This is a genomic window from Dictyobacter halimunensis (genome assembly GCF_036245075.1).
The window spans coordinates 3,687,476-3,712,170 of the sequence record NZ_BSRI01000002.1; the positions used below are offsets into that span (position 1 = coordinate 3,687,476).

At 54.0% G+C, this 24,695-nt stretch carries 18 protein-coding genes and 1 tRNA gene; 6 read left to right on the forward strand and 13 right to left on the reverse strand.

Annotated features, from left to right (window positions below):
• The first annotated feature begins 35 nt into the window (after positions 1–35).
• Together AABA21_RS29245 and AABA21_RS29250 are read left to right on the forward strand one after the other, a co-directional pair.
• Complete coding sequence (locus AABA21_RS29245) at positions 36–2,141, forward strand: sensor histidine kinase (protein ID WP_338255674.1); 2,106 nt, start codon at positions 36–38, stop codon at positions 2,139–2,141.
• A gap of 6 nt (positions 2,142–2,147) precedes the next feature.
• Positions 2,148–2,798: a response regulator gene (locus tag AABA21_RS29250; protein WP_338255677.1), complete on the forward strand. Its 651-nt coding sequence runs from the start codon at positions 2,148–2,150 to the stop codon at positions 2,796–2,798.
• On the opposite strand, the gene AABA21_RS29255 is transcribed toward AABA21_RS29250, so the two are convergent.
• Positions 2,790–4,052 (reverse strand): beta-propeller fold lactonase family protein, encoded by a 1,263-nt coding sequence (locus AABA21_RS29255; RefSeq protein WP_338255678.1) that lies wholly within the window; start codon positions 4,050–4,052, stop codon positions 2,790–2,792. The genes AABA21_RS29250 and AABA21_RS29255 overlap by 9 nt on opposite strands.
• A 520-nt stretch (positions 4,053–4,572) precedes the next feature.
• Between AABA21_RS29255 and AABA21_RS29260 the strand changes: the two genes are divergently transcribed.
• Both AABA21_RS29260 and AABA21_RS29265 read left to right on the forward strand, forming a co-directional pair.
• Positions 4,573–5,757, forward strand: coding sequence for an RNA-guided endonuclease TnpB family protein (locus tag AABA21_RS29260; RefSeq protein WP_338255680.1), 1,185 nt, complete (start codon positions 4,573–4,575; stop codon positions 5,755–5,757).
• Between the two features lie 42 nt (positions 5,758–5,799).
• Positions 5,800–6,108: a hypothetical protein gene (locus tag AABA21_RS29265; protein WP_338255682.1), complete on the forward strand. Its 309-nt coding sequence runs from the start codon at positions 5,800–5,802 to the stop codon at positions 6,106–6,108.
• 71 nt (positions 6,109–6,179) lie between these two features.
• Here AABA21_RS29265 and AABA21_RS29270 read toward each other — a convergent pair whose 3' ends face one another.
• From AABA21_RS29270 to AABA21_RS29300, 7 genes are all read right to left on the reverse strand, one after another.
• Positions 6,180–7,088: a DUF6807 domain-containing protein gene (locus AABA21_RS29270; protein ID WP_338255684.1), complete on the reverse strand. Its 909-nt coding sequence runs from the start codon at positions 7,086–7,088 to the stop codon at positions 6,180–6,182.
• A gap of 19 nt (positions 7,089–7,107) precedes the next feature.
• Complete coding sequence (locus tag AABA21_RS29275; protein WP_338255685.1) at positions 7,108–8,235, reverse strand: mandelate racemase/muconate lactonizing enzyme family protein; 1,128 nt, start codon at positions 8,233–8,235, stop codon at positions 7,108–7,110.
• A gap of 6 nt (positions 8,236–8,241) precedes the next feature.
• Positions 8,242–9,327, reverse strand: a complete 1,086-nt coding sequence (locus tag AABA21_RS29280) for a Gfo/Idh/MocA family protein (protein ID WP_338255687.1) — start codon at positions 9,325–9,327, stop codon at positions 8,242–8,244.
• A gap of 272 nt (positions 9,328–9,599) precedes the next feature.
• The gene (locus tag AABA21_RS29285) at positions 9,600–11,207 is read right to left on the reverse strand and encodes an extracellular solute-binding protein (RefSeq protein WP_338255689.1); all 1,608 of its coding nucleotides are present in this window, start codon (positions 11,205–11,207) and stop codon (positions 9,600–9,602) included.
• Between the two features lie 114 nt (positions 11,208–11,321).
• A complete protein-coding gene (locus tag AABA21_RS29290) occupies positions 11,322–12,242 on the reverse strand; it encodes a carbohydrate ABC transporter permease (RefSeq protein WP_338255690.1) in 921 nt (306 codons plus the stop codon).
• Between the two features lie 17 nt (positions 12,243–12,259).
• On the reverse strand, positions 12,260–13,225 hold the full coding sequence (locus AABA21_RS29295) for an ABC transporter permease (protein ID WP_338255692.1): 966 nt from the start codon (positions 13,223–13,225) through the stop codon (positions 12,260–12,262).
• 152 nt (positions 13,226–13,377) lie between these two features.
• Complete coding sequence (locus tag AABA21_RS29300; RefSeq protein WP_338255693.1) at positions 13,378–14,463, reverse strand: LacI family DNA-binding transcriptional regulator; 1,086 nt, start codon at positions 14,461–14,463, stop codon at positions 13,378–13,380.
• Between the two features lie 221 nt (positions 14,464–14,684).
• Between AABA21_RS29300 and AABA21_RS29305 the strand changes: the two genes are divergently transcribed.
• On the forward strand, positions 14,685–15,767 hold the full coding sequence (locus tag AABA21_RS29305) for a Gfo/Idh/MocA family protein (protein WP_338255694.1): 1,083 nt from the start codon (positions 14,685–14,687) through the stop codon (positions 15,765–15,767).
• Between the two features lie 310 nt (positions 15,768–16,077).
• Here the strand turns inward: AABA21_RS29305 and AABA21_RS29310 are convergent, their stop codons facing one another.
• On the reverse strand, positions 16,078–17,169 hold the full coding sequence (locus AABA21_RS29310; protein ID WP_338255696.1) for a LacI family DNA-binding transcriptional regulator: 1,092 nt from the start codon (positions 17,167–17,169) through the stop codon (positions 16,078–16,080).
• A gap of 229 nt (positions 17,170–17,398) precedes the next feature.
• Here AABA21_RS29310 and AABA21_RS29315 point away from each other — a divergent pair.
• A tRNA-Asp gene (locus AABA21_RS29315) sits at positions 17,399–17,472 on the forward strand.
• A gap of 142 nt (positions 17,473–17,614) precedes the next feature.
• Here the strand turns inward: AABA21_RS29315 and AABA21_RS29320 are convergent.
• From AABA21_RS29320 to AABA21_RS29335, 4 genes are all read right to left on the reverse strand, one after another.
• Complete coding sequence (locus AABA21_RS29320; protein WP_338255697.1) at positions 17,615–18,586, reverse strand: aldo/keto reductase; 972 nt, start codon at positions 18,584–18,586, stop codon at positions 17,615–17,617.
• 254 nt (positions 18,587–18,840) lie between these two features.
• Complete coding sequence (locus tag AABA21_RS29325; protein ID WP_338255698.1) at positions 18,841–22,092, reverse strand: bifunctional cytochrome P450/NADPH--P450 reductase; 3,252 nt, start codon at positions 22,090–22,092, stop codon at positions 18,841–18,843.
• Positions 22,093–22,224: 132 nt separating this feature from the next.
• Complete coding sequence (locus tag AABA21_RS29330) at positions 22,225–22,869, reverse strand: TetR/AcrR family transcriptional regulator (RefSeq protein WP_338255700.1); 645 nt, start codon at positions 22,867–22,869, stop codon at positions 22,225–22,227.
• A gap of 115 nt (positions 22,870–22,984) precedes the next feature.
• A complete protein-coding gene (locus tag AABA21_RS29335; protein WP_338255701.1) occupies positions 22,985–24,499 on the reverse strand; it encodes an alpha/beta hydrolase in 1,515 nt (504 codons plus the stop codon).
• Between the last annotated feature and the right edge of the window lie 196 nt (positions 24,500–24,695).

A 24,695-nucleotide genomic window follows, 5' to 3' on the forward strand; every position in this document is an offset into this window, starting at 1 on the left:
TTTGCACTCTTTGGAGTAAGACGAGGAGGATAGGTATGCGTGTCCCTACTCCATCGGCCCCGGCTAGCACACATCTCAGTCGATCAGGTACCCCTGACTGGCGTCTGCATGGTTCCTGGCTTGTCATCGCACGCATCGCGTGGCTTGCCGTGGTGGGACTCGTCGTCGTGCTGTTCATCACCAGCATTTCCACCTATGCTGCCTTCCTCCATACCCTCGCGACTGGCGTTGTCTTAGACTTGAACTCAGGACAACTCACTCAACAGGGAGTGCGTGACCTTCATGCGCTGGGCCTCTCCGTCAACTTCTATGTGATCTACCATATTGTGCTCAATGCCATCTTTCTACTTGGCTTTTTAACGGTTGGTGGCCTGCTGTTCTGGCGCAAGATCGACGATCCTGTGGCGTTGTTTACTTCGTTCGCCCTGGTTACCACTCCCTTAGGCGTCATGTTCCAGCCGGCAACGCTTCCTTTAACCTGGTCGTTTACAGTTCACTGTATTGCTTTCTTCAGCGGCATCAGCCTTAGTCTCTTTTTCTATCTGTTTCCCGGCGGCAGGTTTGCTCCAGCCTGGACGCGCTGGTTTATGATCGGCTGGGTGATTCACGAGGGAATCACCGATTTCTTCCCCTTTCCCACCTTATCTCTGTTCTCGAATCTGCTCTTTTTCCCGTTGTTGCTCAGTCTGGTAGCTATGCAGGTGTACCGCTATCGAAAGGTATCCATCCCACTTCAGCGTCAGCAAACGCGCTGGGTTGTCTTCGGCTCTAGCATCGCCATTGTTGGTTTTCTTGGCGTGATTATTTCTGGGACATTTTTCCCTTCATTCTTCCATCCCGGCACCTTCGCTTACTTCGTTGGTGAGACCGCTATCCCTCTCTTCCTGCTCTGTATACCGCTTTCTATAGGTATCGCGATCTTGCGTTCTGGCCTGTGGGACATTGATCTCATCATCAACCGTACACTCGTCTATGGAGGGCTTTCGACCTGCGTTATCGGCATCTATATCCTGGTGGTAGGATATTTGAGCACGCTTTTTCGGATGAGTGATAACCTTTTCATCGCGCTGCTGACAACCGCTCTGATTGCTATTCTCTTCCAGCCATTGCGCGAACGCCTGCAGCGAGGGGTCAACCGCCTGATGTATGGTGAGCGTGACGAGCCATACGCGGTTGTAACACGTCTCAGTCAGCGCCTGGAGGGGACGCTCGCACCTGAAACCGTGCTGCCAACCATTGTGGAAACCGTCGCCCAGGCACTGAAACTCCCCTACGTAGCGATCTCATTAGAGCAGGAAGGTACATTCACCGTCGTGGCAAGCTACGGCAAGCCTATTGACGATCCCCTGGTGCTTTTGCTTACCTACCATGGTGAGACCATTGGCCAGTTGCTCCTGGCCCCACGGACGCCAGGAGAGGTCTTTACCGCGGGAGATAGACGCCTACTGGACGAGCTCGCGCGTCACGCGGGCCTTGCCGCGCACGCGGTCCGACTTACCTCCGATCTACAGCGTGCGCGTGAACGCCTGGTCACGGCGCGAGAAGAGGAGCGTCGCCGTCTGCGCCGTGATCTGCACGATGGATTAGGATCTGCCCTTACCAGCGTGATATTCAAAATGGACGCGACGGATGAGCTACTCGACCGCGATCCTGGTACCGCACGGACATTGCTGGCAGAGGTGAGAGCACAGACGCAGGCATCCATCGATGATATCCGTCGCCTCGTCTACAACCTCCGTCCACCTATCCTGGACGAGTGGGGATTGGTCCCCGCACTCCGTGAATATGTGGCGCAGTATACCCTCAAGAACGTGCTGGTTTCCCTCGATGCCCCTGAAACGTTGCCACCGCTGGCAGCGGCCGTCGAGGTCGCCATCTACCGCATTGTACTTGAGGCCCTGGCCAATGTTATCAAGCATGCCGGGGCCTCAAGCTGCGCGATTCGTCTCGATCTCTTAGATGAAGTGTTAACCGTCGAAGTGCAGGATGATGGATCTGGTCGAATTGCTGGCTATCGTGCTGGCGTGGGTATGAACGCCATGCGTGAACGGGCCGAGGAACTAGGAGGATCCTGCGTTGTAGAAGATGTAGTGCCTCACGGAATACGTGTTTTCGCACGCATCCCTTTAAGGAAGGAGTGATGCCAGATGACAGAGAACCCCTTGCGTATCCTGCTCGTTGATGACCACCCACTTGTTCGTGAGGGCTTACGAGCGCTACTCACCTCGCTGCCTGCCATAACCATTGTAGGAGAAGCGGGTAATGGCGAAGAGTCAGTGATGATGGCGCTCGATCTGCAACCTGACATCATCCTGATGGACCTGTACATGCCAAAGCTCAACGGTATCGAGGCGACGCGCCGCATATTACAAACCAGCCCTCATATCGGCATCCTAGTGCTGACGATGCTTGGCGATGACGATTCGGTCTTCGGTGCCATGCGTGCAGGGGCACGCGGCTATCTGTTGAAAGGTGCCGGGAAGGCGGAGGTACTGCGTGCGATTACGGCCGTCGCTCACGGGGAGGCCATCTTTAGCCCACAGATCGCACAGCGGCTCATGCAGTATTTTGCCAATATGCGCCCGGTCATTCCTGAGCAGGCTTTTCCTGACCTGACCGAGCGCGAGCGGGAGGTACTGGCTCTCATTGTCGATGGTAAAAGCAATACCCAGATTGCCGATGTCCTGACTTTAAGCCCGAAGACTGTGAGCAATCACATCTCCAATATCTTCAGTAAACTCCAGGTCGTTGACCGCGCTCAGGCTGTTTCCAGAGCGAAACAGGCGGGTCTAGGATGAAAACGCTCCTGGTAGTTTGCTGACGTCGATGATGCTGAGCGTCTGGGAATTGTAGTTGGTGAGCAGTAACGTCTGGCCATTTGCTTCAAGGGTCAGTTCGCGGGGGAAATCGCCGACGTTTATAGAGGTCAGAACCGCCGCTTTGTGATCGAGCGCCTGTTTTGTGTTGAGTACTGTAAGATGTTGTGGCGTGTATGGTTGCAGGAAGCGGTTGGAATTGGCGACAACGAGCACTGAGCCTTTGTCTATGAGAGCCGCTCCCACCGGAGCCGTGCCAACAGTGGTAGAGGCCAGCCGGGCGTTCTTTTGATTGGTAATCAGCCGCGTGGTATCGAACGTCAGCACGGCATTGTTCCCTCGCGCTGTTACCCAGGCGAGCGTTCCGGAGGGAGAGAGCACTACGCGTACCGGGCCACATCCAGAGGCTGCCCTGGCGATAATCGCATGTGCTGGATCTTGCCTGACGCGCGCAATAGCTGCCACAGAAAGCGATCCTTGAGGGTAGCCACCACACATCTTTGCTGCCTGTGTCGAGGATGACAAAGACTTATCTGCCTCGCTCGTGATGTACAGAAAGCGATTATCAGGGGAGATAGCCATCCCGACAGGTGCTACCCCCAGTGGAAGCTGACCAATGAGCGCGTGCGCGCTAAAGTCGTGGGCGCGGATGCGTTGGAAATCAATCACACTGACCGTGCCATCATTCTCATTCGCCGCAAAGAGATCCTGCTCGTCTGGCGAGAGCGCTACCTCAATGGTGGATGATGAAGGATGCTCTGGTACATAACCGAGAAGGGCGCCCTTTGTGCCGCGTTCAGCCTGCGCTACATCCATAAACGCGACATTGCTATAGTCTGCGATCGCAAGGATGCGATCGTCATGACTCAATGTCATACCAAACGGCATGCCCGAAAGGGGGATCACATGTTGCAGGCAGATCTGTGAGCCCTGTTCGTGCAACACAGCGATACCACTTGTGGCGGCATCGTTGCCATTGAACGAGACAAATATCCATTGCCCATCACTCGTAGCAACAGCCTTGAACGTCTTGCCCGGCAACGCAACATTCGCCAGAATAGCGGAGCCGCTTCCATGACTGGCCGAGGACGAGGCGAGGGCCGTACAGGCAGTGTTTTGAGGTGGGGCCGCTGTATTTGCACCCGTACTGCAAGCACTGGCTAACAACAATAGAAAGATAGAGAAGGTAGCATACCTGCCGAGTGTCTTCACTTGAGTAAGAGAAAAGAGCCTCATGCATTTCATCTCCGTTATAACTAATAGCTATTTCTATTAAAACTAATTGCTATATATTCATAACACGTATGAATCCCTTCTGTCAAGATGGGCCCTTCTAATCATCATGCGAGCATATTTCGGATACACCTCCTATCTGCTTTAGAAGGAGGTCATTTCTTCATAAATATCATCATGTACATTTCTGCTTTATGCGTAATATATTTAGCAACTGCTTTTGTTAGAGATATGAACAAGAGGTGAGACTATGCCTCTATCCCCAAAAAGAGGAGGCTTCGAGCGTAAAAAGGCGTTATATATTCATATATTCATACTCTTGGCATAGAGATTTGCTCTTTAACGCTGTATAATTGGTTTATTCTTTTATAATCCGGATGGTCAGGGAAAGTGGGGTGTTTATCAAACCGCGCCGTAAAACCCCTGGTTTCAGCCATAGGGAGAGAAGGTGCGTTCCTTCTGGTGGAGCGATGGGAGTAGGACATTGTTGACTTTTTACACGGTATAGGCTACAATGTAAAACATGAGTACACAGAAACGCGCCTATCAATTCAGGTGGTACCCAACCGACGAGCAAAAACAGATGCTTGCTCGGACGTTTGGCTGTGTACGATTTATCTACAACTGGGCTTTGCGTCTCAAAACGGATGCGTTCTACAAGGAACATACGCGCCTCTATTATAAAGACCTTTCTTCACGGTTGACGGATCTCAAAAAACAGGATGAGTACGCATGGTTAAACGAGGTGTCCAGTGTTCCCGTCCAACAGGCATTGCGCCACCTGGATAAAGCCTTCATCGCCTTCTTTGAGGGTCGCGGAAAGTATCCCACCTTCAAAAAGAAACGGAACAGACAGTCTGCGACCTACACGTCGAGCGCCTTTACGTTTCGCCATGAGACGCTCACCCTGGCGAAGATGCAAGAACCACTCGCTATTGTGTGGTCGCGCCCTTTGCCAGAGGGGGTCATCCCTTCCAGTGTCACCGTCAGCAAAGATGCCGCAGGTCGCTATTTCGTCAGCCTCCTGGTAGAGGAGGACATTGCTTATTTCACGCCCAGTGAAACCATCATTGGTGCCGACTTGGGGTTGAAATCGTTCGTGGCGCTCTCTGATGGGGAAATCGTGGGAAACCCTCGCTTCTTTCAAAAAGATGAGAAGAAACTGGCGAAGGCGCAACGTCGTCATGCGAAGAAGCAAAAGGGCTCGAAGAATCGAGAGAAGGCGCGGCGCACGGTCGCCAGAATCCATGCCCGCATTGCTGACCGACGTGCTGACTTTCTGCACAAGCTCTCCACACGGCTGATCCGTGAAAACCAAACGATCTGCGTGGAGAGTCTTGCCGTCAAGAACATGGTCAAAAATCCTTCACTCAGCAAAGCCATCTCGGATGTGGGGTGGAGTCAATTTGTGTCTCAGTTGGAATACAAAGCCGACTGGTATGGTCGAAACCTGGTCAAAATTGACAAGTGGTATCCCTCCAGTAAACGGTGTTTCGACTGTGGATATATCTTCGACTCCCTCACTCTTGAAGTACGCCACTGGACGTGTCCAGAATGTGGCGTCCATCATGACCGAGATGTGAATGCCGCCAGGAATATAAGGTCCGTGGGGCTCACGGTCCTCAATGCCTGTGGAGAGGCCGTAAGACCAGGGGCGGTGAAAACCACCTCGGGCAAGCCTCAGCGAAGCAGGAAACCCCGCAAGTGATTGCGGGAACCCCACGGCTTTTGCCGGGGGGAGGATGTCAAGTTGACGCAAGAGGACAGAATATCTTCGCTGGAGAAGTCAGTGGCGTTGTTAGAGAAAAGATTTAACGGTGCAGATATTCAGAGCATTAATCATACCACTACAATGCTGCTCGGCCTTGCCTATAAACAACAATCGGAAACCAATGATATCAAAGCTGATTTTTCAGCCATGAAGCAGAGGCTGGATGGAGTCGAGCAGGATATTAAGGAGCTGCGCGTGAAATCGGATGAGCATACGATGATGCTCACTGAGAATACCAGACTGTTGACACAGATGCTGGCGCTAATGACTGCGCCTGCAAAGGGATAAGATCATCATTTCCCTTGCTATGGCAGGGATGCTGACGCATATTACCAGCATCCCTGCTTTTTTGTAATCTGCTACTTTGAGGCTTGCTTCCTGGCTACATATTGTTCGAGCTCTTGACGCGACCATGCGCCGTTGGCGAGCATGACGTGGTAGTTGAGGGTCAGATCGTCTCCCGGCTGCAGGGGATAGTATTCATCGAACATGAATGAGCAGCTGATGCAGGCGTATGGGTCGTTGCGCACGAACCATTTGTTGGGATAGCGGGGATTCTCCGGCCGATCTACGAACAGAATGGTTGATTGCGCCTGGTTGCCGTCGTGCTTGCCGCTCAGGGCCAGCCAGGGGGCGCGCTTGCCCATGCTTTCGGGACCCTCCAGGCCGTCGGGGCCGATGATGTTGCCGTGCAGGAACGAGCGCGGTCCGCGCCAGAACAAGCTACCATAGCCGGCATCCGGTCGACCTTCGGTGGTGGGTGAGCCAAAGTTCAGCGGCCGCTGCGCGACGTTGGTCAGGCGAAAGGCCAGGTCCAGGCTCCAGTAGCCCGCTTCGGGATTGATCTCGCTGACGACGATCTGGCGCTCCTCCTTGAGCCAGACTTCTCCCGCCTGGGTCACCCATTGAAGCTGTTCACGGCAGCGCACCTGCCCGTCGTTGTTGATCTCCTGCCAGCCGAGATGGTCTATATGCCCATTGTTGGCGAGCTGGACATACCCCTGCTTCTCGCGTGTATAGGTGGGGCCGCCCCAGAAGTTTTCCCCTTCGATGTTGGCGATGCACATGGTCAGGCCGATATGCCAGAGGTGATCGTGGGGACGGAACAGGCTCAGCTCGTTGCCCGCCAGCGTGCGCAAGGGATGGAAATAGGGTCTGGGTGCTTCTCGTGCTGGATTCTTTGACTTATATACGTATTTGAATAGTGTCTGCCCTTGATAGGCTACTTCGATCGCATCATTGAGCGTATGGGTCAGGGTTGTTTCCATATAGATATTTCCTCTTTGTTCAGGCGGACTCCAATGCATCCTGTCGGGGCTGTACCCCGATGCCGGGCTGCATCCCGAGATGGACGGCCCCATCAAATTCGAACTCGGCTTTGTCTGGATAGAGCGTGGACTCATCCAGAAACTGGCTGCCATTGAGGGCGGCCGGACCATGATGGCCGAACGCGACCGCCAGCTGGCAGACGGCCAGCTTGGTGAGCAGGCTATCCGTCAGGCCGCTGACGAGCAGGGGCAGTCCCGCGGAAGCGGCGACGGCAATCTGCTGCAGCGAGGGCCAGATGCCTCCACTGCGCGTGACCTTGATGACCAGGTAGTCGACCAGTCCCTCGGCGGCGTAGTGGAAGAAGTCGGCGGGACTGACGCTGGCTTCGTCGATGGCCAGGGGGATGGGACACTGCTGGCGCAGTCGCCGCATCAGCTGCAGCTGGTCGGCGGGGAATGGCTGCTCCAGCACGTTCACCCCCGCGTCGGCGAAGCCGCGCGCCAGCGCCAGCGCCTCCGGCGGCTGCAGTCCCTGATTGGCGTCCGCCCATACAAACGCATCGGGTCCGGCGGCCTGCCTGATCGTCCTGGCTATATCCCGATCGGTCTCGGAGGCTACGGCGGCCTTGAAGTTAAAGTGGCGAAAGCCTTTCTCCCGGGCCTCCATGATCTCGCGCTGTACATCCGCGACCTCGTGCGAGGTGAGCGTGTAGCTAAGCTCGACGGTGTTGCGCTGTTCGCCGCCACCCAGATAGCTGCGCAGGGGCAGGCCAGCATTGCGCGCGCAGAGATCGTGGGCCGCCATGTCGAGGGCGGCCCTGGCGACCGGCATACCGGTGCTGGGACCCCGGCCAATCGCGCCCTGCATACGCTGGTGCAGCCCCCAGCGATCCGTGATATCCAGACCGAGAATGGCCGGACCCAGATAGTCGCGGATCGTGCTGGTGACCGATGCGATGGTTTCATAGGACCATTGAGGCATGGGGCGTCCCTCGCCCCAGCCAACATTCCCCGCGCTATCGGTCACCTTGACCAGGGCGATGGAGGCGGTTCCACCGGCCGCGCCGGCGGAACCAGAAGAGAAGCGGAAAGTCTGCGTCACCGACAGGGAGGTCGAGAAAACCTCGACCTTCTGGATGGTGTTCATGGTTGGTTATGCTTTCTGCTGTTGGGTGCCACTGACATGCTCGTAGAAGGGATCGCCCGCGACGATTGAGCCCCGCTGCACGATCTGCCTGGTCGCCGCGGATTTATAGATGCTGGTGAGAAAGTCCAGCGTCGGACGGATATCGGTCGTGCTGGATATGGGCCGCTGCTGATGGTCCATGCTATCCAGTAGCATGCTCAACTGGGCCTTGTGGGATGAGGCCTGGTTGCGCTCCAACTCGTTCCAGCGCGCGGTGACGGCGGCATCTTCCTGTCCTTTGGGCTGCGTGAAGCGCCAGTTGTCATTCGTATAGCTGTAGAGCGCGGTCAGCTCCACCGTCGCCTTCTGGAAGTCGAAGCGGAAATAGGTCTCCTCGCGGGGCGACAGAACGCTATTGACGATGCTGCCCAGCGTGCGATTCTGGAAGCGCACCATCGCCAGCGAGACATCCTCGACCTCGATGGAGCGATCGAGCGTATCCGTGAAGGCGCTGACCTCCTGCCAGTCTCCCATCAGCCAGAGGAAAAAATCCATGGCGTGAATGCCGTGTCCCATGGTGGGGCCGCCACCCTCGGTGGACCACTTGCCGCGCCAGGGCACCTCGTAATAGGCGGCATTGCGGAACCAGGTCGTCTGACAGACGCCGACCAGCGGACGCCCCAGTGCCTCTTGCTGAATCAACTGCTTGAAGTGCTGGCCCCTCGATCCAAACCGCCACTGGAAGACGCTGCTGCAGAACTTCCCGCTCTGCTGCTCGACCTCGGCGATATGGTCCAGTTCGGCCAGCGAGGTGCAGAGCGGCTTCTCGCAGAGGACCGATGCGCCGGCCTTTAGCGCCTGGATGATCAGAGGGTAATGAAGGTTAGGCGGCGTCGCGATATGCACCAGGTCGGGATGCTCTTTTTCCAGCATCTCTGCGGCGTCGGTATAATAATGAGGGATGCCGTTTTTCTTGCTATACTCCTCTACGCGTTCGGGAACAACATCCACTGCAGCAACAACTTCTACCCGGTCCTTTAGATCGTGAAGCGCTTTGATGTGATTGCCTGCAATTCCACCAGTTCCAATAATGGCAGCTCGATAACGTGACATAGAAATGTTCCTCTTCTATTTATGAAAATGTGTCTGAATTCCACCACTATGGGAAGCTAAGCGCCCGAGCCATTGTTTTATTCGTTGATGCAACACGGTCGCACAGCGACCGTGTTGCATCAACGAATAAAACATTTTGAGCACCGAAGGTTTTTCAGACACGCTCTATGCATACTTTGGCAACATAGTTGTTTCAGTCAGTAGCCGACAGCTAGACAAGCTGTCGGCTACTGAGACCAATGCAGCTCTTAAAGAGCTACCTTGCCTGTTCCTTAGAGAAGGCCCTGGTCTTTGAGTTCTTTATTGGCCTGTGCCTCCCAATCAGAAACATTGAGGCCATCAAGTCCTTTGATAAAGCTGTTCCAGCTTGCATCATTTAATGGTTTCTGGCCCGTGATAAACTGAACCAGGTTTTCATCTACATAACGGTTGATGTCTGCCTGATTGTCTGCTGGCTGGATCACAAATGCAGCCGTTTGATCTTGCCAGGGAAATGATGCTATCGTATCGTGGATTTGAGACGGACTAATGATCCTGCCACTCTTCGTCTTGTGACTGTTGTACCTCGCTTTCAGTTCCGCAGGAGTGTTTTTGTATACCCAGTTACGAAGTTGGTTAAGGGGAGCCGCTTCATGTGAGGTGAAAGGAACTGGCACTCCATCTCCGGTCACATTACCCTGGGCATCTAATTTGTAATGGACACCTTTCTGACCAAAGGCCATCTCATAATAGCCTTCGCCAGTATTCCCCCACTCCAGGAGCTTGGCAATTGCGGGACCTTTGCCTGCATCCATGGCTTTCTTGGAGACCGCGATACGAAAACCAACATTCGTGTACGTGCCCAGAAAAGATTTTCCATCCGGCCCCTGTGGTGGTGCCAGTGGTTCCCATTCACCATTAGGGAAGTTTGTGTCAAATGATTTATAGTTGGCCTGACATATCGCAGCACAGAAATCTTCTGACATGATGCCATATTTGCCCTGCTGTTTCCAGGCTGCGCGGAAGTCATCCGTGCTCATGGTCGGCCAGGTCGGATCGATAAGCTTGTTTGCTGCCATCGTGTGTAGAAATTCGACTGCCTTCAGATATCCAGGATCACGTAAGCTCAGGCTTATTTTTCCAGGCGTATTAAAGTTCCAGGTACCAGGCAACCCATAAGCCCCAAAGAACGCTTGCCAGCTACCGCCCAATCCCACACCAGAGACGCCAGTAGTTCCCCCGAATCCATAGGTGTCATTTTTGCCGTCGCCATCAGGATCTTTAGTCGTAAAGGCCTGGGCGACATTATAGAAATCGTCTAGAGTCTTAGGTTCCTTTAATCCCAGCTTGTCCAGCCAATCCTTACGGATAAAGAGCCCTTGCCGTTTAATCAAGCCGGCCTTTTCCTGGAGCACATACTGCTTGCCGTTGATGGTGGCAATTTTCTGCATCTGTGGATCGCTGTAGCGATCTTTGGTGCGCCCTGGCATCATAGGCAACAGGCTATCAACGGGTGCAATCAATCCTTGTTTGACCCACTGTAAGAAAATATTGTTATTGGAGGGTACCTGAAAGACGTCCGGCAGAGCATTAGCGGCGGCTGCGGCATTCATTTTTGTATCACCATCATCACCATTAGGCAAAAGGGTGACTTTCAGGTTAATATTCAACTTACTACGGACGTCTTTGGTGAGGAACCAGTTTGCCGGTGGATTCCCCACTTCGCTAGCGGCTGGAGGAGTCCACAAAGTCAGGTCGACCGGTCCATTATTTGACGACGATGACGATGACGATGACGAGGGTAAGATATTTGATTTACATGCGCTGGCCAGAGGTACGAGCAAAAGGATGAGCAGACAAAAGGATGTGATCGTTTTGGATGCCGTGAAATTACTCCTCATGAGTATCTTTCCTCCTTACTTATCTGTAGATCAAGAGACGAAAAATAGCAACAAAGTGTTTGTTGACTGTACAAAGCGCTACAGGGACAAAAGTCTTTCATGCAACTTTCCTCCTTACTCCTTGACAGAACCCACCAGCACTCCTTTGGTGAAGTGGCGCTGAATCCAGGGATAGACGGCTAGCATGGGCAACATCGTCAGAATGACGGCGGCCATTTTGAGCGCATCTTGTGGCGCAGTGAATAGTGAGTTGACCTCAACATAATCATTGATGTTGCCCGCGGTCAAGATATTGCGCAGCAGCACCGGCAACGGCATTAAGTCGTTGTTGCTCAGGTAGAGAATTGGATTGAAGAAATCGTTCCATTGCGTGACCGCATAAAAGAGGCCAATTGTGAGTAGGATTGGCTTGGAGAGCGGTAGCACTATGCGCCAGAGTACTTGAAATTCGTTGGCCCCATCCACAATGGCTGATTCTCGTAAACTGGTAGGGATATTCTGGAAAAATGCTCTCATAACCAGCATATTGTACACACTGACAGCGTTGGGTAATATGATAGCCAGGTAGCTATCGAGCAGATTCAAGTTCTTTACCAGAATATAGGTCGGAACCAATCCAGCGTTAAAGAGAAAGGTGAACAGAATCAAGGTGAGCATCAGATTGCGCCCGGGCAGATCTTTAAAGATGAGCCCATACGCGGTGAGCGTGGTTAAAATCATATTGACGACGATAGCCATAGAGGTCAGCACCACGCTATTCCACAGTGCCTGCAAAAAAGAGTCCTGACTGAATAGCTGGGTATAGGCTGCGAACGACCAGTTTAGAGGAGAAAGGAACAGGTTATATCCGACCGTCTTGGTCAGTTCCAATGGCGTGACCGAGACGACAATGGCATACCAGACTGGTACGAACGTGACAAGAATGACAATAACCAGAAAAGCGGCTAATCCCCAGTCGAAAGAACTGATGCCGTTTTTGCCCCTTTTGCCAGCGGTGGTTTTGAAGACAGACTTTGTCTCAATGCGGTTTTCCACATTCACCTCCTTTTCCGTTAGTAGAGACCCGAACCTGCGAAGCGTTTCGCGACACGGTTAGCAACAACAATCAGACCTAAGCCGATCAAGCCCTTGAACAATCCAACAGCGGTTGCCAGGCTGAACTGAGCGTTTAAGACGCCCTCTCGGTAGACCCAGGTATCAATAATGTCCCCAACGCTGTAGACAGGCAGCGAATACATCGCAAAGATCTGCGTGAAACCAGCATCCAGAATCGATCCCAGGCGTAGAAGCGTCACCAGAACGATGACTTCTTTGATGTTGGGCAAAGAAACATGGATAATGCGCTGCAGGCGTGATGCTCCATCAATGGCTGCTGCCTCGTGCTGACCCGGATCTACAGCAAGCAACGCCGCCAGGTAGAGGATGGCTCCCCAGCCTGTCTCTTTCCAGATATCAGAGGAGACGACAATCAAGCGAAACCAGCCTGGATCGGTAAGGAAATTAATTGGCTGTCCGCCAGCATTGCTGATAGCAGAGTTCACCAGGCCAGTACTTGGCGAAAGCATACCGAGCAGGATACCAAAAATGACGATCCAGGAAAGGAAATGCGGCAGATACGACATCGTCTGGGTAATGCGTGCTAAGCGAGTAAAATGTCGAATTTCGCTCAGCGCGAGCGCCAGGATGATCGCGGGCGGAATGCCGAAAATCAGCTTCGCCACACTGATTATCAGCGTGTTGGTAAGCAACTGTGAAAAATAATAGGATTTAAAGAAGATCTCAAAGTTCTTAAATCCAACCCAGGGACTGCCCTCTACACCCAGTAGCGGCTGAAAATCCTTGAACGCGATCTGAGCTTCATACAGGGGTCCATAGCGGAAAATAGCGAAGTAGAGCAGCCCCGGCAGCAGCATCAGGTAAACATACCGATACCTCCACATGCGCCTGAACAGGGAGTTGCCACGGCTCTTTGAGCGAGTAACGCGCACCGATGGTGCCGTCAGTGTCTTGATACCCATATTCCTCCTCGAATAATGCGCGGGATAAAAAGGCTACAGCATCTTAGAAAACGTTTACTAAGGACGTATAAAAACCCTCCTTCCCTGTGGAGATAACGTTTACTGAACGTTATAGTAGAGCTGATAAGCGAAAAAGCAAACGCAACGGATGTTTAAGCGTGAACAGAAAAGCTGGTTGGTTCTGGAACAGTGCCACAGGACTCGCGTATGTGAAATTGATAGCTGAGCTTGATGTTCTGTGCCGGTAGCGTGTCGCTCGACTGGAACTGGTCGAGCAGGATGCGCGTGGCGATATGCCCTGCCTCTTTCACAGGGTGGGCGAATGTCGTCAGAGCGGGGAACATATGCGCCGCATACGCGGGATTGCCTATCGTTACCAGCGCTATATCGTGAGGCACTCGTACTCCGTGATAGTAGAATGCTCTCAAGGCTCCTATGGTCATGTGTTCGTTGGCGACAAAGATGGCTGTTGGTCGTTTCTGCGCCTGTTCCCAATGCCCCAATAGCTGCAGGGCGGCCTGATAGCCGCCTTCGTGGCTATAGCGCCCATCACCGATCCACTCCGGGACCACCTCCAGGTTTTGTTCTTTGAGCGCCTCCAACCAGCCCTGATGGCGATCCACGGCGCTCTTCCAGGGCGGAACATGGTTGCGCGGGCCACTGATGGTTGCGATAGAGGTATGGCCCAGATTTATGAGATGCCTGGCCGCGAGATAGCCAGCCTCCCACTCGTTAAACTGGATCTGGTTGAAATCATAATCCTTCTCAAGAGGACGGTTAATGACTACAAACGGGATGTCTTCCTCTTTCAGAGGTAATAGATGAGCTGATTGATATTGTGTATGAGAGGACATGAACGACATAAAAATAAAGCCATCAACCTGCTGAGCCTTTAAGGTCTCAATCGCCTGCATCTCGCTCTCCAGGTCAGGGGTACTGGCCAGGATGATGTTATAGCCGAGGGGACGCAAGACCTCCTGTATGCACTCAACGATGGGCATAAACAGGTTGCCGAGCACGGTAGTGACGACAACGCCCACGGTGGCTGTTCGTCGCTTGACCATGCTGCGAGCGATCGCATTCGGATGATACTGCAATGCCTTCACCGCGGCCAGCACCCGGTCGCGCTTCGCCTCTCCGACATACTGATTGTTGCCATTGAGAACCTGCGAAACAGTACTGATCGATACCTCGGCCATCTGGGCTACGTCCCGAATGGTAACAGATTTTCGGCGCATCGTTCCATCCTCACTTTGTTATAGAGGACAAAAACGTTTTTGAAAAACGTTTTTCAAAGCATACCCGGTAAATTTATGATTGTCAATACTATTGTGGATATATTCACGTTCACTGTTGACAGTGTCGTCTCGCCTCTTCTATCATTGTTTCCTATTGATTTGCTGCTTTTTTCGTTTTCAATGCTCTCTATGTGCCAGGAGTGTAAGGACAGGAGGAACGTATGAGCCCGATTCGCTTTGATATTGTTGGTGGCGGTTTTCGTATCCAGGCCTATATCCGCATCGCCGCCTTGATGCCGCAACGCTTTCAGGTCGGCGGGGTTGTGGTGAGGGATGAGGCCAGGGGGCGGGCGATTGAGGAGCAGTGGCATGTCAAGACCCATCGCTCGCTGGAAGATCTGCTGGCAGCGGGCGAGCGAGACTTCGTACTCCTCTCCCTGCCGAGGTCCGTGAACGCGTCCTATATCCATCAGCTGGCAGAGCAGGGTATTCCGGTGCTGGCCGAGACGCCGCCTACACAGGATCTGGAGTCGCTCATCGACTTATACACGTTTGTACGAGAGCGGCGGGCAAAGGTGCAGATCGCCGAGCAGTATCACTTCCATCCCTTAAACGCCGCCCGCATTGCCCTGGCCCGCTCCGGCAAGCTCGGCACGATCTCGCAGGCTCAGGTCTCCGTTGGACACGACTATCATGGCATGAATCTCCTGCGCAAGTTGCTCGGCATCCAATTTGAGAACGCGCAGATCTTCGCCCACCAGTTCACCTCTCCGCTCGCCGCCGGACCCACTCGCGCGGGCCTGCCCACTGATGATAAAACGCTGCCCTCACAGCAGGTGCTGGCATATCTAGATTTTGGTGATAAGCTGGGCGTCTACGATTTCTGTAGCGATCAATATCGCTCATGGATTCGCACCTCGCGCGTGCTCGTGCGTGGTGATCGTGGGGAGATTAATAATACGCAGGTGCGCTACCTGGAAGATATCCTCACCCCTATCCAATACGAGCTGGCGCGGCAGGACTCCAGTAAGATCGGCAATCTGGAGGGATATTTTCATCGCGGCTACATGGCCGGCAGCGAGTGGATCTATCGCAATCCATTTATCGATGGACGACTGAACGACGACGAGATCGCCACTGCGACCTGCCTGGATCAGATGGCTCGCTACGTGGCCGGTGGTCCCGACTTCTACAGCCTGGCGGATGCCGCCCAGGATCAATATCTGAGCTCGATGATTCACCAGTCCCTGGAAATCAACGGCCCGGTCAGGACCAGTACCCAACCCTGGGCCATGATCCACTAAGCCCGCAATTTACGCAGGCATGTCGCTACAAGTATGGCCTTTATCAACAAACTATGAGCCATCCCGGATTTTTCAAAAATCCGGGATGGCTCATATCATATCCTTAAAGAAATGGAATAAAGCTATATGACGATTTCTCACGTGGACCTGGATTGTGAAATAATTCAGTGAGGGTATTAGAAATGTGATGCCAGATGAACTTTCGGCACGCTTACTCCAGATCGTCTAGATAGCAGCGTCGGTAAAAGCAGAGGCAGCAAATTCACCGATGAATTGCTGCCTCTCAATGATGGCTTGTACTCTCTAAAAATTATGAGTTGTGTATCTGTATGTTGGCGGGGCTGCCAACGGTGCTGGCGCGAATGCACAGTTCAAATGGGACCAGAATGCGTTCGGGCGTCTCTGTGCGGGTGCCTTGAATCCTGCCGATGAGCGAGGTGACCGCCAGGCGACTGATCTCTTCTTTATCAGGAGAGACGGTCGACAGGGGAGGATAGGCGTACTGCCCCTCTTCAATGTTGTCGAAGCCAATTACGGCGATGTCTTCAGGAATGCTGAGTCCGGCGGCATTGATGGTCGAGAGCGCTCCCATTGCCATCAAGTCGTTGAAGCAGAAGACCGCGTCGGGCGGATTCTCCAACGAGAGGAGGTAGCGCATGGCGTTGGCTCCATCGGAACGGTGCCAGTAGCCCCCGCTGATCAGCAGACCTTCATCGACCTCGATACCAGCCTCGCGCAGAGCCCGGCTGTAACCTTGCGTGCGTAGCGATGGCGCCTGGCTCTGTGTCTCCTGCGAGCCAATAACAGCGATGCGCCGCTTCCCGATTTCCAGCAGATGCCTGGTCGCCTGGTAAGCTGCCTGCACATTATCGATGAGCACATGGTCAAACGGAGCGCCAAACAGGCGCTCTCCCACGAGCACCAGTGGTCCCTTTACCTCTTCCATCTTAATATCATCCATGGTCAGAGCTTGCGGATCAAGGATGACCCCATCGATCAGGTGTGGGCGCAGACCTTTAATGACGCTCAATTCTTTCTCCAGCGAACCATAGGCATAATCGCTATAGCGGATCTTCCCCTCGGGCTCGGGATCGCGAGGACCATAGGTATAGTCGAGGAGCAGCGTATATTTATGCTCTTCAGCCACCCTGGTCATGATGTCGCCAATTTCCGTGAAATATGGATTGCGGATGTCGGGAATGGCATAGGCCAGCACCCCGACACGGGCCTTGCGTAGTTGTCGTGCAGCGATATTGGGTTGATAGTTCAATTTTTCAATGGCTGCCAGCACCATCGCCCGTGTCTCAGGGCCCACGCGAGCGTAATTCCCATTGATTACGTTTGAGACAGTTTTAATTGAAACCCCCGTATAGGCTGCAATATCCTTTAAATGTACCGTCATCGCGCCGTTTTTTTTCCCACACTTCCGTATTATTTGCAATACAGCAAGGAGCACTAAATGTACCCCTACAGGGATCATAACATTGAGAAATGAAGCGAGTCAACGCGCTTATTACTTTTTTAGCTGAACTATCAAAATTGATCAATAAAGGGGTTGACAGGATGAGCCTGGTTTGATATTATCTATTCACGCAAGTGGTACTCCAAAAGTGCCGCCAGCAGCAAGAGATGGAGCCGTGGTGTAGTGGCCTAACATGTCTGCCTGTCACGCAGAAGACCGCGGGTTCGAATCCCGTCGGTTCCGTTTGTTTTACACCTGATACACCAGAACCAATATTGGTTCTGGTGTTTTGTTTTGTTAATCCGTTTGAGAATACATGAAGAAGCGCGGTATGGGCAGGTGAGCGCGCTCACCTGCCCATACCGCGCTTCTTACTTCTCTCTTTTTACCAGGCGTATGCTTCGGGAGCCTGTCCACCGGGGCCGGGGAAGATCTCATCGAGCTGTTTCAGGGTCTCTTCGCTCAGATGCAGATCCAGGACACGCATGGTGCCATCCAGCTGTTCGATGGTGCGGGGTCCGATGATGGGAGCTGTAACCACCGGATTGGTATGCAGCCAGGCCAGGGCGACATGGGCTGGTTCCGCGTCCAACTGTGCGCAGAGCTTCTCATATGCCTCAAGCTTCGAGCGATTCTTCTCGATGTTCTTCTGCATATTAGCGTCGCTGCGGCGGCCTTCACTCGCTTTCTGCAGCGCGCCACCCAGCAGTCCACCGGAGAGCGGGCTCCAGGGGATCAGCCCCAGACCGTACTCTTTACAGACCGGGATGACCTCGAGCTCGATCATACGGGCGTTCAGGTTGTAGAGGCTCTGCTCCGAAACCAGTCCCATGAAGTGGCGGTTCTTCGCGATCTCATTGGCCTGGGTGATGTTCCAGCCGGCGAAGTTACTGCTGCCAACGTAGACGACTTTTCCTTCGCGTACCAGCTGCTCCATGGCCTGCCAGATCTCTTCCCAGGGGGTCTGACGATCGACGTGGTGCATTTGATAGAGATCGATGTGATCGGTCTGCAGACGGCGCAGGCTATTCTCACAGGCCTGGCGAATGTGGCGCGCAGACAACCTGGAGTTGTTGGGCCACTCGCCCATATCGCCAAACACCTTGGTGGCCAGCACGACCTTGTCCCGGCGACCACCGCCCTGGGCGAACCAGCGACCCAGGATCTGCTCGGTGACTCCCTCGCCCCTCTTTCCACCATAGACGTTGGCAGTATCAAAGAAATTGATGCCATGCTCAAGAGCACGATCCATGATCTTAAAGCTATCGGCTTCGCTGGCCTGGGGACCAAAGTTCATTGTGCCCAGACAGAAGCGACTTACTCTCAATCCTGTGCGACCAAGATGGGTATATTCCATTGAAAACCTCATTCCTTACAAATACGATAGTGGAACAAATACGATAGTGGACAGCGCGGAGTTCATTCATTCCTATGTCCAGCCATCTTCACTTTTTGTGATAACGCATGTATTACGATTGATATTCCCAAAAAAGATAACGTTTTCTTCAAAATGCGGATAACTCGGTGCAATCCGTGTGGCATCAAAAGGCCCGGGAAGCGGTTTTATCCGCCGTCCCGGGCTTTTTTCAATTGATTTGATTTTGGGAGTGATTATGCGGGCCAGACATCGACGAGATAGTGGCCGTTGCTGGTCTGTTCGTTGAGCCAGTGTTCGGCGACCTCGGTCGAACTGCCAGTTTTTTCCTGGTAGAGGGTCACGAAGGCCCGGCGTACATCGGGTGCCATGTTGCCGGCATCACCACAGATGTAGATGATCGCGCCCTGCTCGATCAGTTCCCATACACGATCTTTGTGCTTGAGGATCTGGTCCTGGACGTACATCTTGTCGTGGCCTTCCCAGCGTGAGAAGGCGGCGATCAGCTCGGTGACGCCTCGGTCCTGCATGGCTTTGAATTCGCCGGCGTACAGGAAGTCGTGCTCGGGATGGCGGCAGCCAAAGAAGAGCAGCGATGCGCCAACGTTTTCGCCGCGCGCTTTGAGCGCGTCGCGCTCCTGCAAGAAGCCACGGAACGGCGCCACGCCGGTGCCAGGTCCCACCATGATCAAAGGCACGGTTGGATCTTCTGGCAGCATAAAGGTTGAGCGCGTATCCTGGATGAAGGCGTTGATCTGATCGCCCTCGTGCTGGCGGCTCAGGTAGTTGGAGCAGACGCCCTGGTACTGACCGTGGCCCGAGCGGGCCGGGGCATCGACTACCGCCACCGTAATGCTGCAGCGCCGCTCGTCCTGCGATGGTGAGGACGAGATCGAATAGTAGCGCGGACGCATCATCGAGAGCAGTTCCAGGTAGGCGTTGAACGGCAGTTCGCAGGCCGGGAACTCTTCCAGCAGGTCGATGATCGATTTGCGTTTTGCCAACACCTCGCTCTTGTACAGGGCGACACTGACCTCATCCTCACCGGAGAGGGCCAGCAGTTTCTTTTTATCTGGTGGACACTGCGTGAAGTCCGCCATGGCCTTGATCTGCTTGCGCGTGGCCACATCCTGCAGCTCGACATAGTCGCGCAGCAGGCTATAGACCGAGACCGGCATCTCAACCGGCAGGTTCGATTTGCGGTTATCGCCCTTGCGCAGCAGGATATGCGTATCCATGGCGAAGCTGAAGTGGCGCATGACCCGCTCAACCGTGGCATCGCTGTTGCGTGGGATGATTCCCAGGTGGAAGCCGGTGCGATAGCTCACCCCCTCGGGCAGCTCGAACTCGATATGGCGGGCCGAGCGGCCAGCCTCCGGACTGTACATTTCCCGGTTGACCATGACCGTAGCGGGACGGGCCCCAAAGGTCTCGATCAGCGGATGCGAGCGCATGCCATTGATGACCTCGACCTCGTAGGCTGTGCCGACCGTGTTGACCTCTTCTGGCAGCTTCGCTTCGATGCCAAACTGCTCGAACAGGGACTGCCACAGCGGCTGATACCAGGACTCGAATTGACCATCGAAGTCCTCGCGAGCATCACCCTCGCCGCGCGCGTAGATACGCTCGGCCCCAAACTTCTCCAGATTGGTGTCGATCAGGCGGGGAATGGCCTGGAAGGTAGCGGCCCAGTCGCGGTTGCCGCAGCCAAAGACCATATATTTCACACCCTTCAGGCTGCCCTGCGCCAGGTCACCGGAGCGCAGCCAGTTGCAGAACTTCTCCGCGTTATCTGGAGGCGTGCCGTTGTAGGAGGAGGTGATCACCACCACCGCGCCCTCGGTCGGCAGCTTGTTCGTATATTCATCCAGATCGGCGATAGTTGTCTTAAAGCCATAGGCGTTGGCATCCTCTACCATGCGATTGGCGATATCCTCGGCTGTTCCCATGTTGGAACCGAAGAGGACCAGCAGCGGGGTATCGTGTCTGGGCACCTCGGGCTTCGGCATGGTCCGGGCGGCGGTCCTTTTCGCCTGAACGCTCTCTTCGGCTTGCGGCCGTACAACGATCGTGCGCTCCGCATCGGTACGCTTGCGCACCTTGATCTTGAAGTCGTCTGGCTTGATCGTCAGCGTCTCTTTGATCTTGAACTGGTAGTTGGTATGGTCGATAAAGTGATAGCGCTGCAGCAGCATGCCCAGGACCAGCGTGGCCTCCTGCATGGCGAACTGGCGACCGATACAGGCGCGCTGTCCATTGCCAAACGGCTTGTAAGCATCAGCCGGACGGCTCTGTTCCGCCTCTGGTGAGAAGTGTTCGGGATCAAATGCATCGGGATTATCGCCCCAGATGGCGCGATCGCGGTGCAGCATCGGGATCAGAACGGCGATATCTTCGTCCTTCGTCACTTTATATTTGCCGCCGATGATCTCCTCATCGTTTAATGGGTAGACCGCGAAGGCGGGTGCCGTCGGCCACAGGCGCAGCGTCTCCTGCAGAATCTGCGTCACATAGCGCAACTGATTCACCTGGTTAAAGGTGGGGTGGGCGGTCAGATCACTGCCCAGTACACGGTCAACCTCTTCATAGGCTTTGGCCAGCACCTCTGGATGGTGCAGGAGCTCGTAGAGCGCGAAGGAGAGCAGACCGCTGGTTGTCTCGTGTCCCGCGATCAGGAAGGTAATGATCTGGTAGCGGATATTGAGGTCGTCCAGATGCTCGCCCGACTGCTTATCGGTGCCTGTGAGCATGTAGCTCAGCAGATCTTTCTTCTGCGAGGAATCCTCGCCACCCTCGCGGCGCTCCTTGATGATGCGGTCCACTACGCTATTGAGAAACTCGGTATCGGCCTGAAACTGGCGATTCTTATGGACGAGCAGCTTGTCCTCAAATGGTAGGCGACCGCCGCGCTCCATGGCTTCCTGCAGGGCACGCACCATGCTATTGACGAAGGGGTGCATATCCTCGCGATAGAACGAGTTAAAGCGATAGTCGAAGCCGCATAGACCGATGGTATCCAGCGTCAGGCGCGTCATATCGCCCGGCACATCGATCTCATCGTCCGAGTTCAGGCGGTCCCACTTGCCCACCAGCTGCTCTGCGATATCGATCATCATCGGCAGGTAGCCCTGCATAGCGCGCATGCTGAAGTTGGGCATCAGGATATTGTGCGCCTTGTGCCAGTTATGTTCCTGCGTCCAGGAGGTAAACAGGCCATCGCCGGCGAACGAGCGCACATTCTGCAGTGGGGCCCAGACCTTCTTGTCAAAACGCTTCTCATCCGCGAGCTCTTTGACCAGCTCATAGCCGGAGACAATGATCAGGGAACGCCCGGGCATATTGAGTTGATAGATGGGGCCATACTCACGGGCCAGCTTCATCATATCCTGGACGCGCCGCCCCGACTGCAGATCGAGCAGATTCCCAAGGAATAATTTTTCTTTTGGATGCGGTATATTATTTGTTTCAAGTACTTTATGTGTGGTCATACGAACCTTCTGTCTTCTCTAAAAGAAAGAGACTGGTTTAGATGTTATCGTGAATCAACGTTACCTTCAGGCAGCGCCTGCCGGAGAGGGCCGGATATGCTTATTTGGGTCGGTCCTCAACTCTCCAGCTAGCTAGTGTGCTGTATCGGGTGGCAGGAGACGCTCTTTGAAGAGCGCGGCTGGCAGGCCATGGGCGAGCAGATGTAAAACGCTTTCCGCCATCTCATCGGGTCCTGGATCATCCTGTTCAAACCACCAGATAATACCCTGGGCGATCACCCCCGTCACTAACCGGGCCAGCAGGAAAGCATCATATCCCTGCAGTTGACCCGATTCCGTCGCGCTCTCAAAGGCCCGCGTCAGGCCCTGAGCGATTGTATCCTCCACTCGAATGGTGCGTGAGACCTGTGCGCCACTGGTCAGGGCGATACTAAAAAGATCGCGCTCGGCATATGCGTGGCGGAAGATAGAGCGCACAATAACCGGAAGCGTCGCCGTTTCAGAGCTGCGCACCTCGCTGATAACCTGCTCTTCCAGGATCTGAAGGACTTCGTCGATCAATGTGTTGAATATCTCATCTTTATCTCTAAAGTGGAGATAAAAAGTACCAACTCCGACATCGGCGGCCTCGGTAATATCGAGGATACTGGTATCGTGGAACCCTTTTTTGGCGAAGACGCGCCGTGCGGCCGCTAGCAGCTCGGCACGGGTCCTCGCTCTTCTTTTCGCGCCCCGATGTTGCCGGGCGTTGGAATCATCTTTTGAACTATCATTCATAACTGAATTATAATTCAGTTTAATTTGTATGTCAAGGGGTGTAGATAGTAAAAAAAGGATGTGGTGGAACGCGCATTGAGCGCGTTCCACCACATCCTTTTTTTACTGTCAGGTGTTATTTAGGTTTCTGTATGGCCTGTGGGGCGGTGTGGATGGGACCCCAGTTGACCCATTCCAGTCCTTCATAGAGCTCATCGCCCCAGACCTTCCAGGAGTGGCCGCCGGGCTCCCTTACAAATGTATACTGGATGCCCAGTTTCTTTAGTGTGGCGGCGAACTTGAGGGCGCCGGGATAGTAGAGCTTATCTTCGGTCGCATCGCCCAGGAATATCTGTAGCGTCTTCGCCTGGGGTGTGTGCCCAATCTGAATGATGGGACTGTTGTACTGGCGATAGGCGGTACTGGGGCCCCAGATCGGTCCTATGGCATTGTAGTAGCCGCCCAGCGCGATGACCGAATGGAAGACATCGGGATGGTGGATCGCGATATTCATGGCTCCGAAGCCGCCCATCGAGAGGCCGCCGATGGCGCGGTGTGTCGCGTCTGGAATGGTGCGATAGTGCTGGTCAACGTATTTGACGAGTTCTTTGGATACAAAGTCTTCAATTGGCTGTTTATTGTTGCTACTATTGCCCCACTCGCTAGTTGTTCCAGGGGCACCATTGCCATCTGGCATAACCATGATCAATTCTTGAATCTTTTTCGTATCGATCAACGCATCGGCTGACTCGGCGGCTCGGCCCGCGATCACCCAGTCCGTTGCTCTGCCAGGTGATCCATGCAGGAGGTACGCTGTAGGATAACGTTTATTTTTCCCCTGGGGAGTGTTGTAGGTTGGGGGAAGATAGATCTCAAAGAGTCGGCGACTCTTCATCAAGGCGCTAGGCATCTCTACCAGCTTGGTCGTGCCAAACGATGGAACATTGGCGGCGACGGAGGTCAGTTTGGGAGCGCCATGAATGTCCGCCTCCGGCGAGATGATGAACAGGTTGCCCGACTGACTGGCCAGGAAAAAGAGTCCGAGCATGGCGATGAGTGCCGCCCAGCGTTCGAGGTGCCATTGCCGCAGGCGCACCTGGAGATTCATCGCACCCGTATCACGGGCGGCGATATCCCGCAGGGCGAAGCGTTGCCAGAGCGCGCGAATCGCCTGATATGGTTGATAGAGCAATATCTCATAGAGAGTCGAGCCGACCGCAGCACCGATAAGCGCGCTCAGAATGGCCAGAGCCACCATAATGAAACAGGTATTATAGAGAACGTTGGTCTGTAATGGTTCAATATGCCCGCCCGCATCGGTAACGGGGACAAGCTCAGTCTGTATAAACGCAACCAGGTAACCCAGGACAAAGACGATGCTCGCTCCTACCATGCCACCAGATTTTCGATGTGTGAACAGCGCTCCGGTCAGAGCAGAGCCCGCGGTAAGTATAAGGGCGGTGATGAGCTGAGAGCGCATCGAATCCAGACCAGTCGAGGTGATCGCTGCTGAAAGCCCATCGAATACACCATGCCCGAAGAGAAGAATCCCACTTATCAATGCAAGCAGGAAAGAGACAAAGAACCAGAGAATCGGTATATACCGCCTGGTTCTGTTGTAATTGAACATAGAGGGTTGTTTCTGTTTCATTCCCATTTAGTTTTCTATGAAGCTCTTGATCGGAGAGCTCCGAGCATTTTTTACCCTCGGCTACGTGATGTAATCTACTTGTCCGAGTGAAGAATCTGTGCCATTTTAATCTTCCATCGTATTATACGTTACGACCCTCGAAAAAATCGCGATCACATATCAAAAAAGGAAAAATGCCTACCCGGTTCGGCTCTGT

Excerpts from the sequence above, each read along its gene's own strand:
- AABA21_RS29245 (WP_338255674.1), top strand. The coding sequence starts at position 36 with ATGCGTGTCCCTACTCCATCGGCCCCGGCTAGCACACATCTCAGTCGA.
- AABA21_RS29250 (WP_338255677.1), top strand. The coding sequence starts at position 2,148 with ATGACAGAGAACCCCTTGCGTATCCTGCTCGTTGATGACCACCCACTT.
- AABA21_RS29255 (WP_338255678.1), bottom strand. The coding sequence starts at position 4,052 with ATGAGGCTCTTTTCTCTTACTCAAGTGAAGACACTCGGCAGGTATGCT.
- AABA21_RS29260 (WP_338255680.1), top strand. The coding sequence starts at position 4,573 with ATGAGTACACAGAAACGCGCCTATCAATTCAGGTGGTACCCAACCGAC.
- AABA21_RS29270 (WP_338255684.1), bottom strand. The coding sequence starts at position 7,088 with ATGGAAACAACCCTGACCCATACGCTCAATGATGCGATCGAAGTAGCC.
- AABA21_RS29275 (WP_338255685.1), bottom strand. The coding sequence starts at position 8,235 with ATGAACACCATCCAGAAGGTCGAGGTTTTCTCGACCTCCCTGTCGGTG.
- AABA21_RS29280 (WP_338255687.1), bottom strand. The coding sequence starts at position 9,327 with ATGTCACGTTATCGAGCTGCCATTATTGGAACTGGTGGAATTGCAGGC.
- AABA21_RS29285 (WP_338255689.1), bottom strand. The coding sequence starts at position 11,207 with ATGAGGAGTAATTTCACGGCATCCAAAACGATCACATCCTTTTGTCTG.
- AABA21_RS29295 (WP_338255692.1), bottom strand. The coding sequence starts at position 13,225 with ATGGGTATCAAGACACTGACGGCACCATCGGTGCGCGTTACTCGCTCA.
- AABA21_RS29300 (WP_338255693.1), bottom strand. The coding sequence starts at position 14,463 with ATGCGCCGAAAATCTGTTACCATTCGGGACGTAGCCCAGATGGCCGAG.
- AABA21_RS29305 (WP_338255694.1), top strand. The coding sequence starts at position 14,685 with ATGAGCCCGATTCGCTTTGATATTGTTGGTGGCGGTTTTCGTATCCAG.
- AABA21_RS29310 (WP_338255696.1), bottom strand. The coding sequence starts at position 17,169 with ATGACGGTACATTTAAAGGATATTGCAGCCTATACGGGGGTTTCAATT.
- AABA21_RS29320 (WP_338255697.1), bottom strand. The coding sequence starts at position 18,586 with ATGGAATATACCCATCTTGGTCGCACAGGATTGAGAGTAAGTCGCTTC.
- AABA21_RS29325 (WP_338255698.1), bottom strand. The coding sequence starts at position 22,092 with ATGACCACACATAAAGTACTTGAAACAAATAATATACCGCATCCAAAA.
- AABA21_RS29330 (WP_338255700.1), bottom strand. The coding sequence starts at position 22,869 with ATGAATGATAGTTCAAAAGATGATTCCAACGCCCGGCAACATCGGGGC.
- AABA21_RS29335 (WP_338255701.1), bottom strand. The coding sequence starts at position 24,499 with ATGAAACAGAAACAACCCTCTATGTTCAATTACAACAGAACCAGGCGG.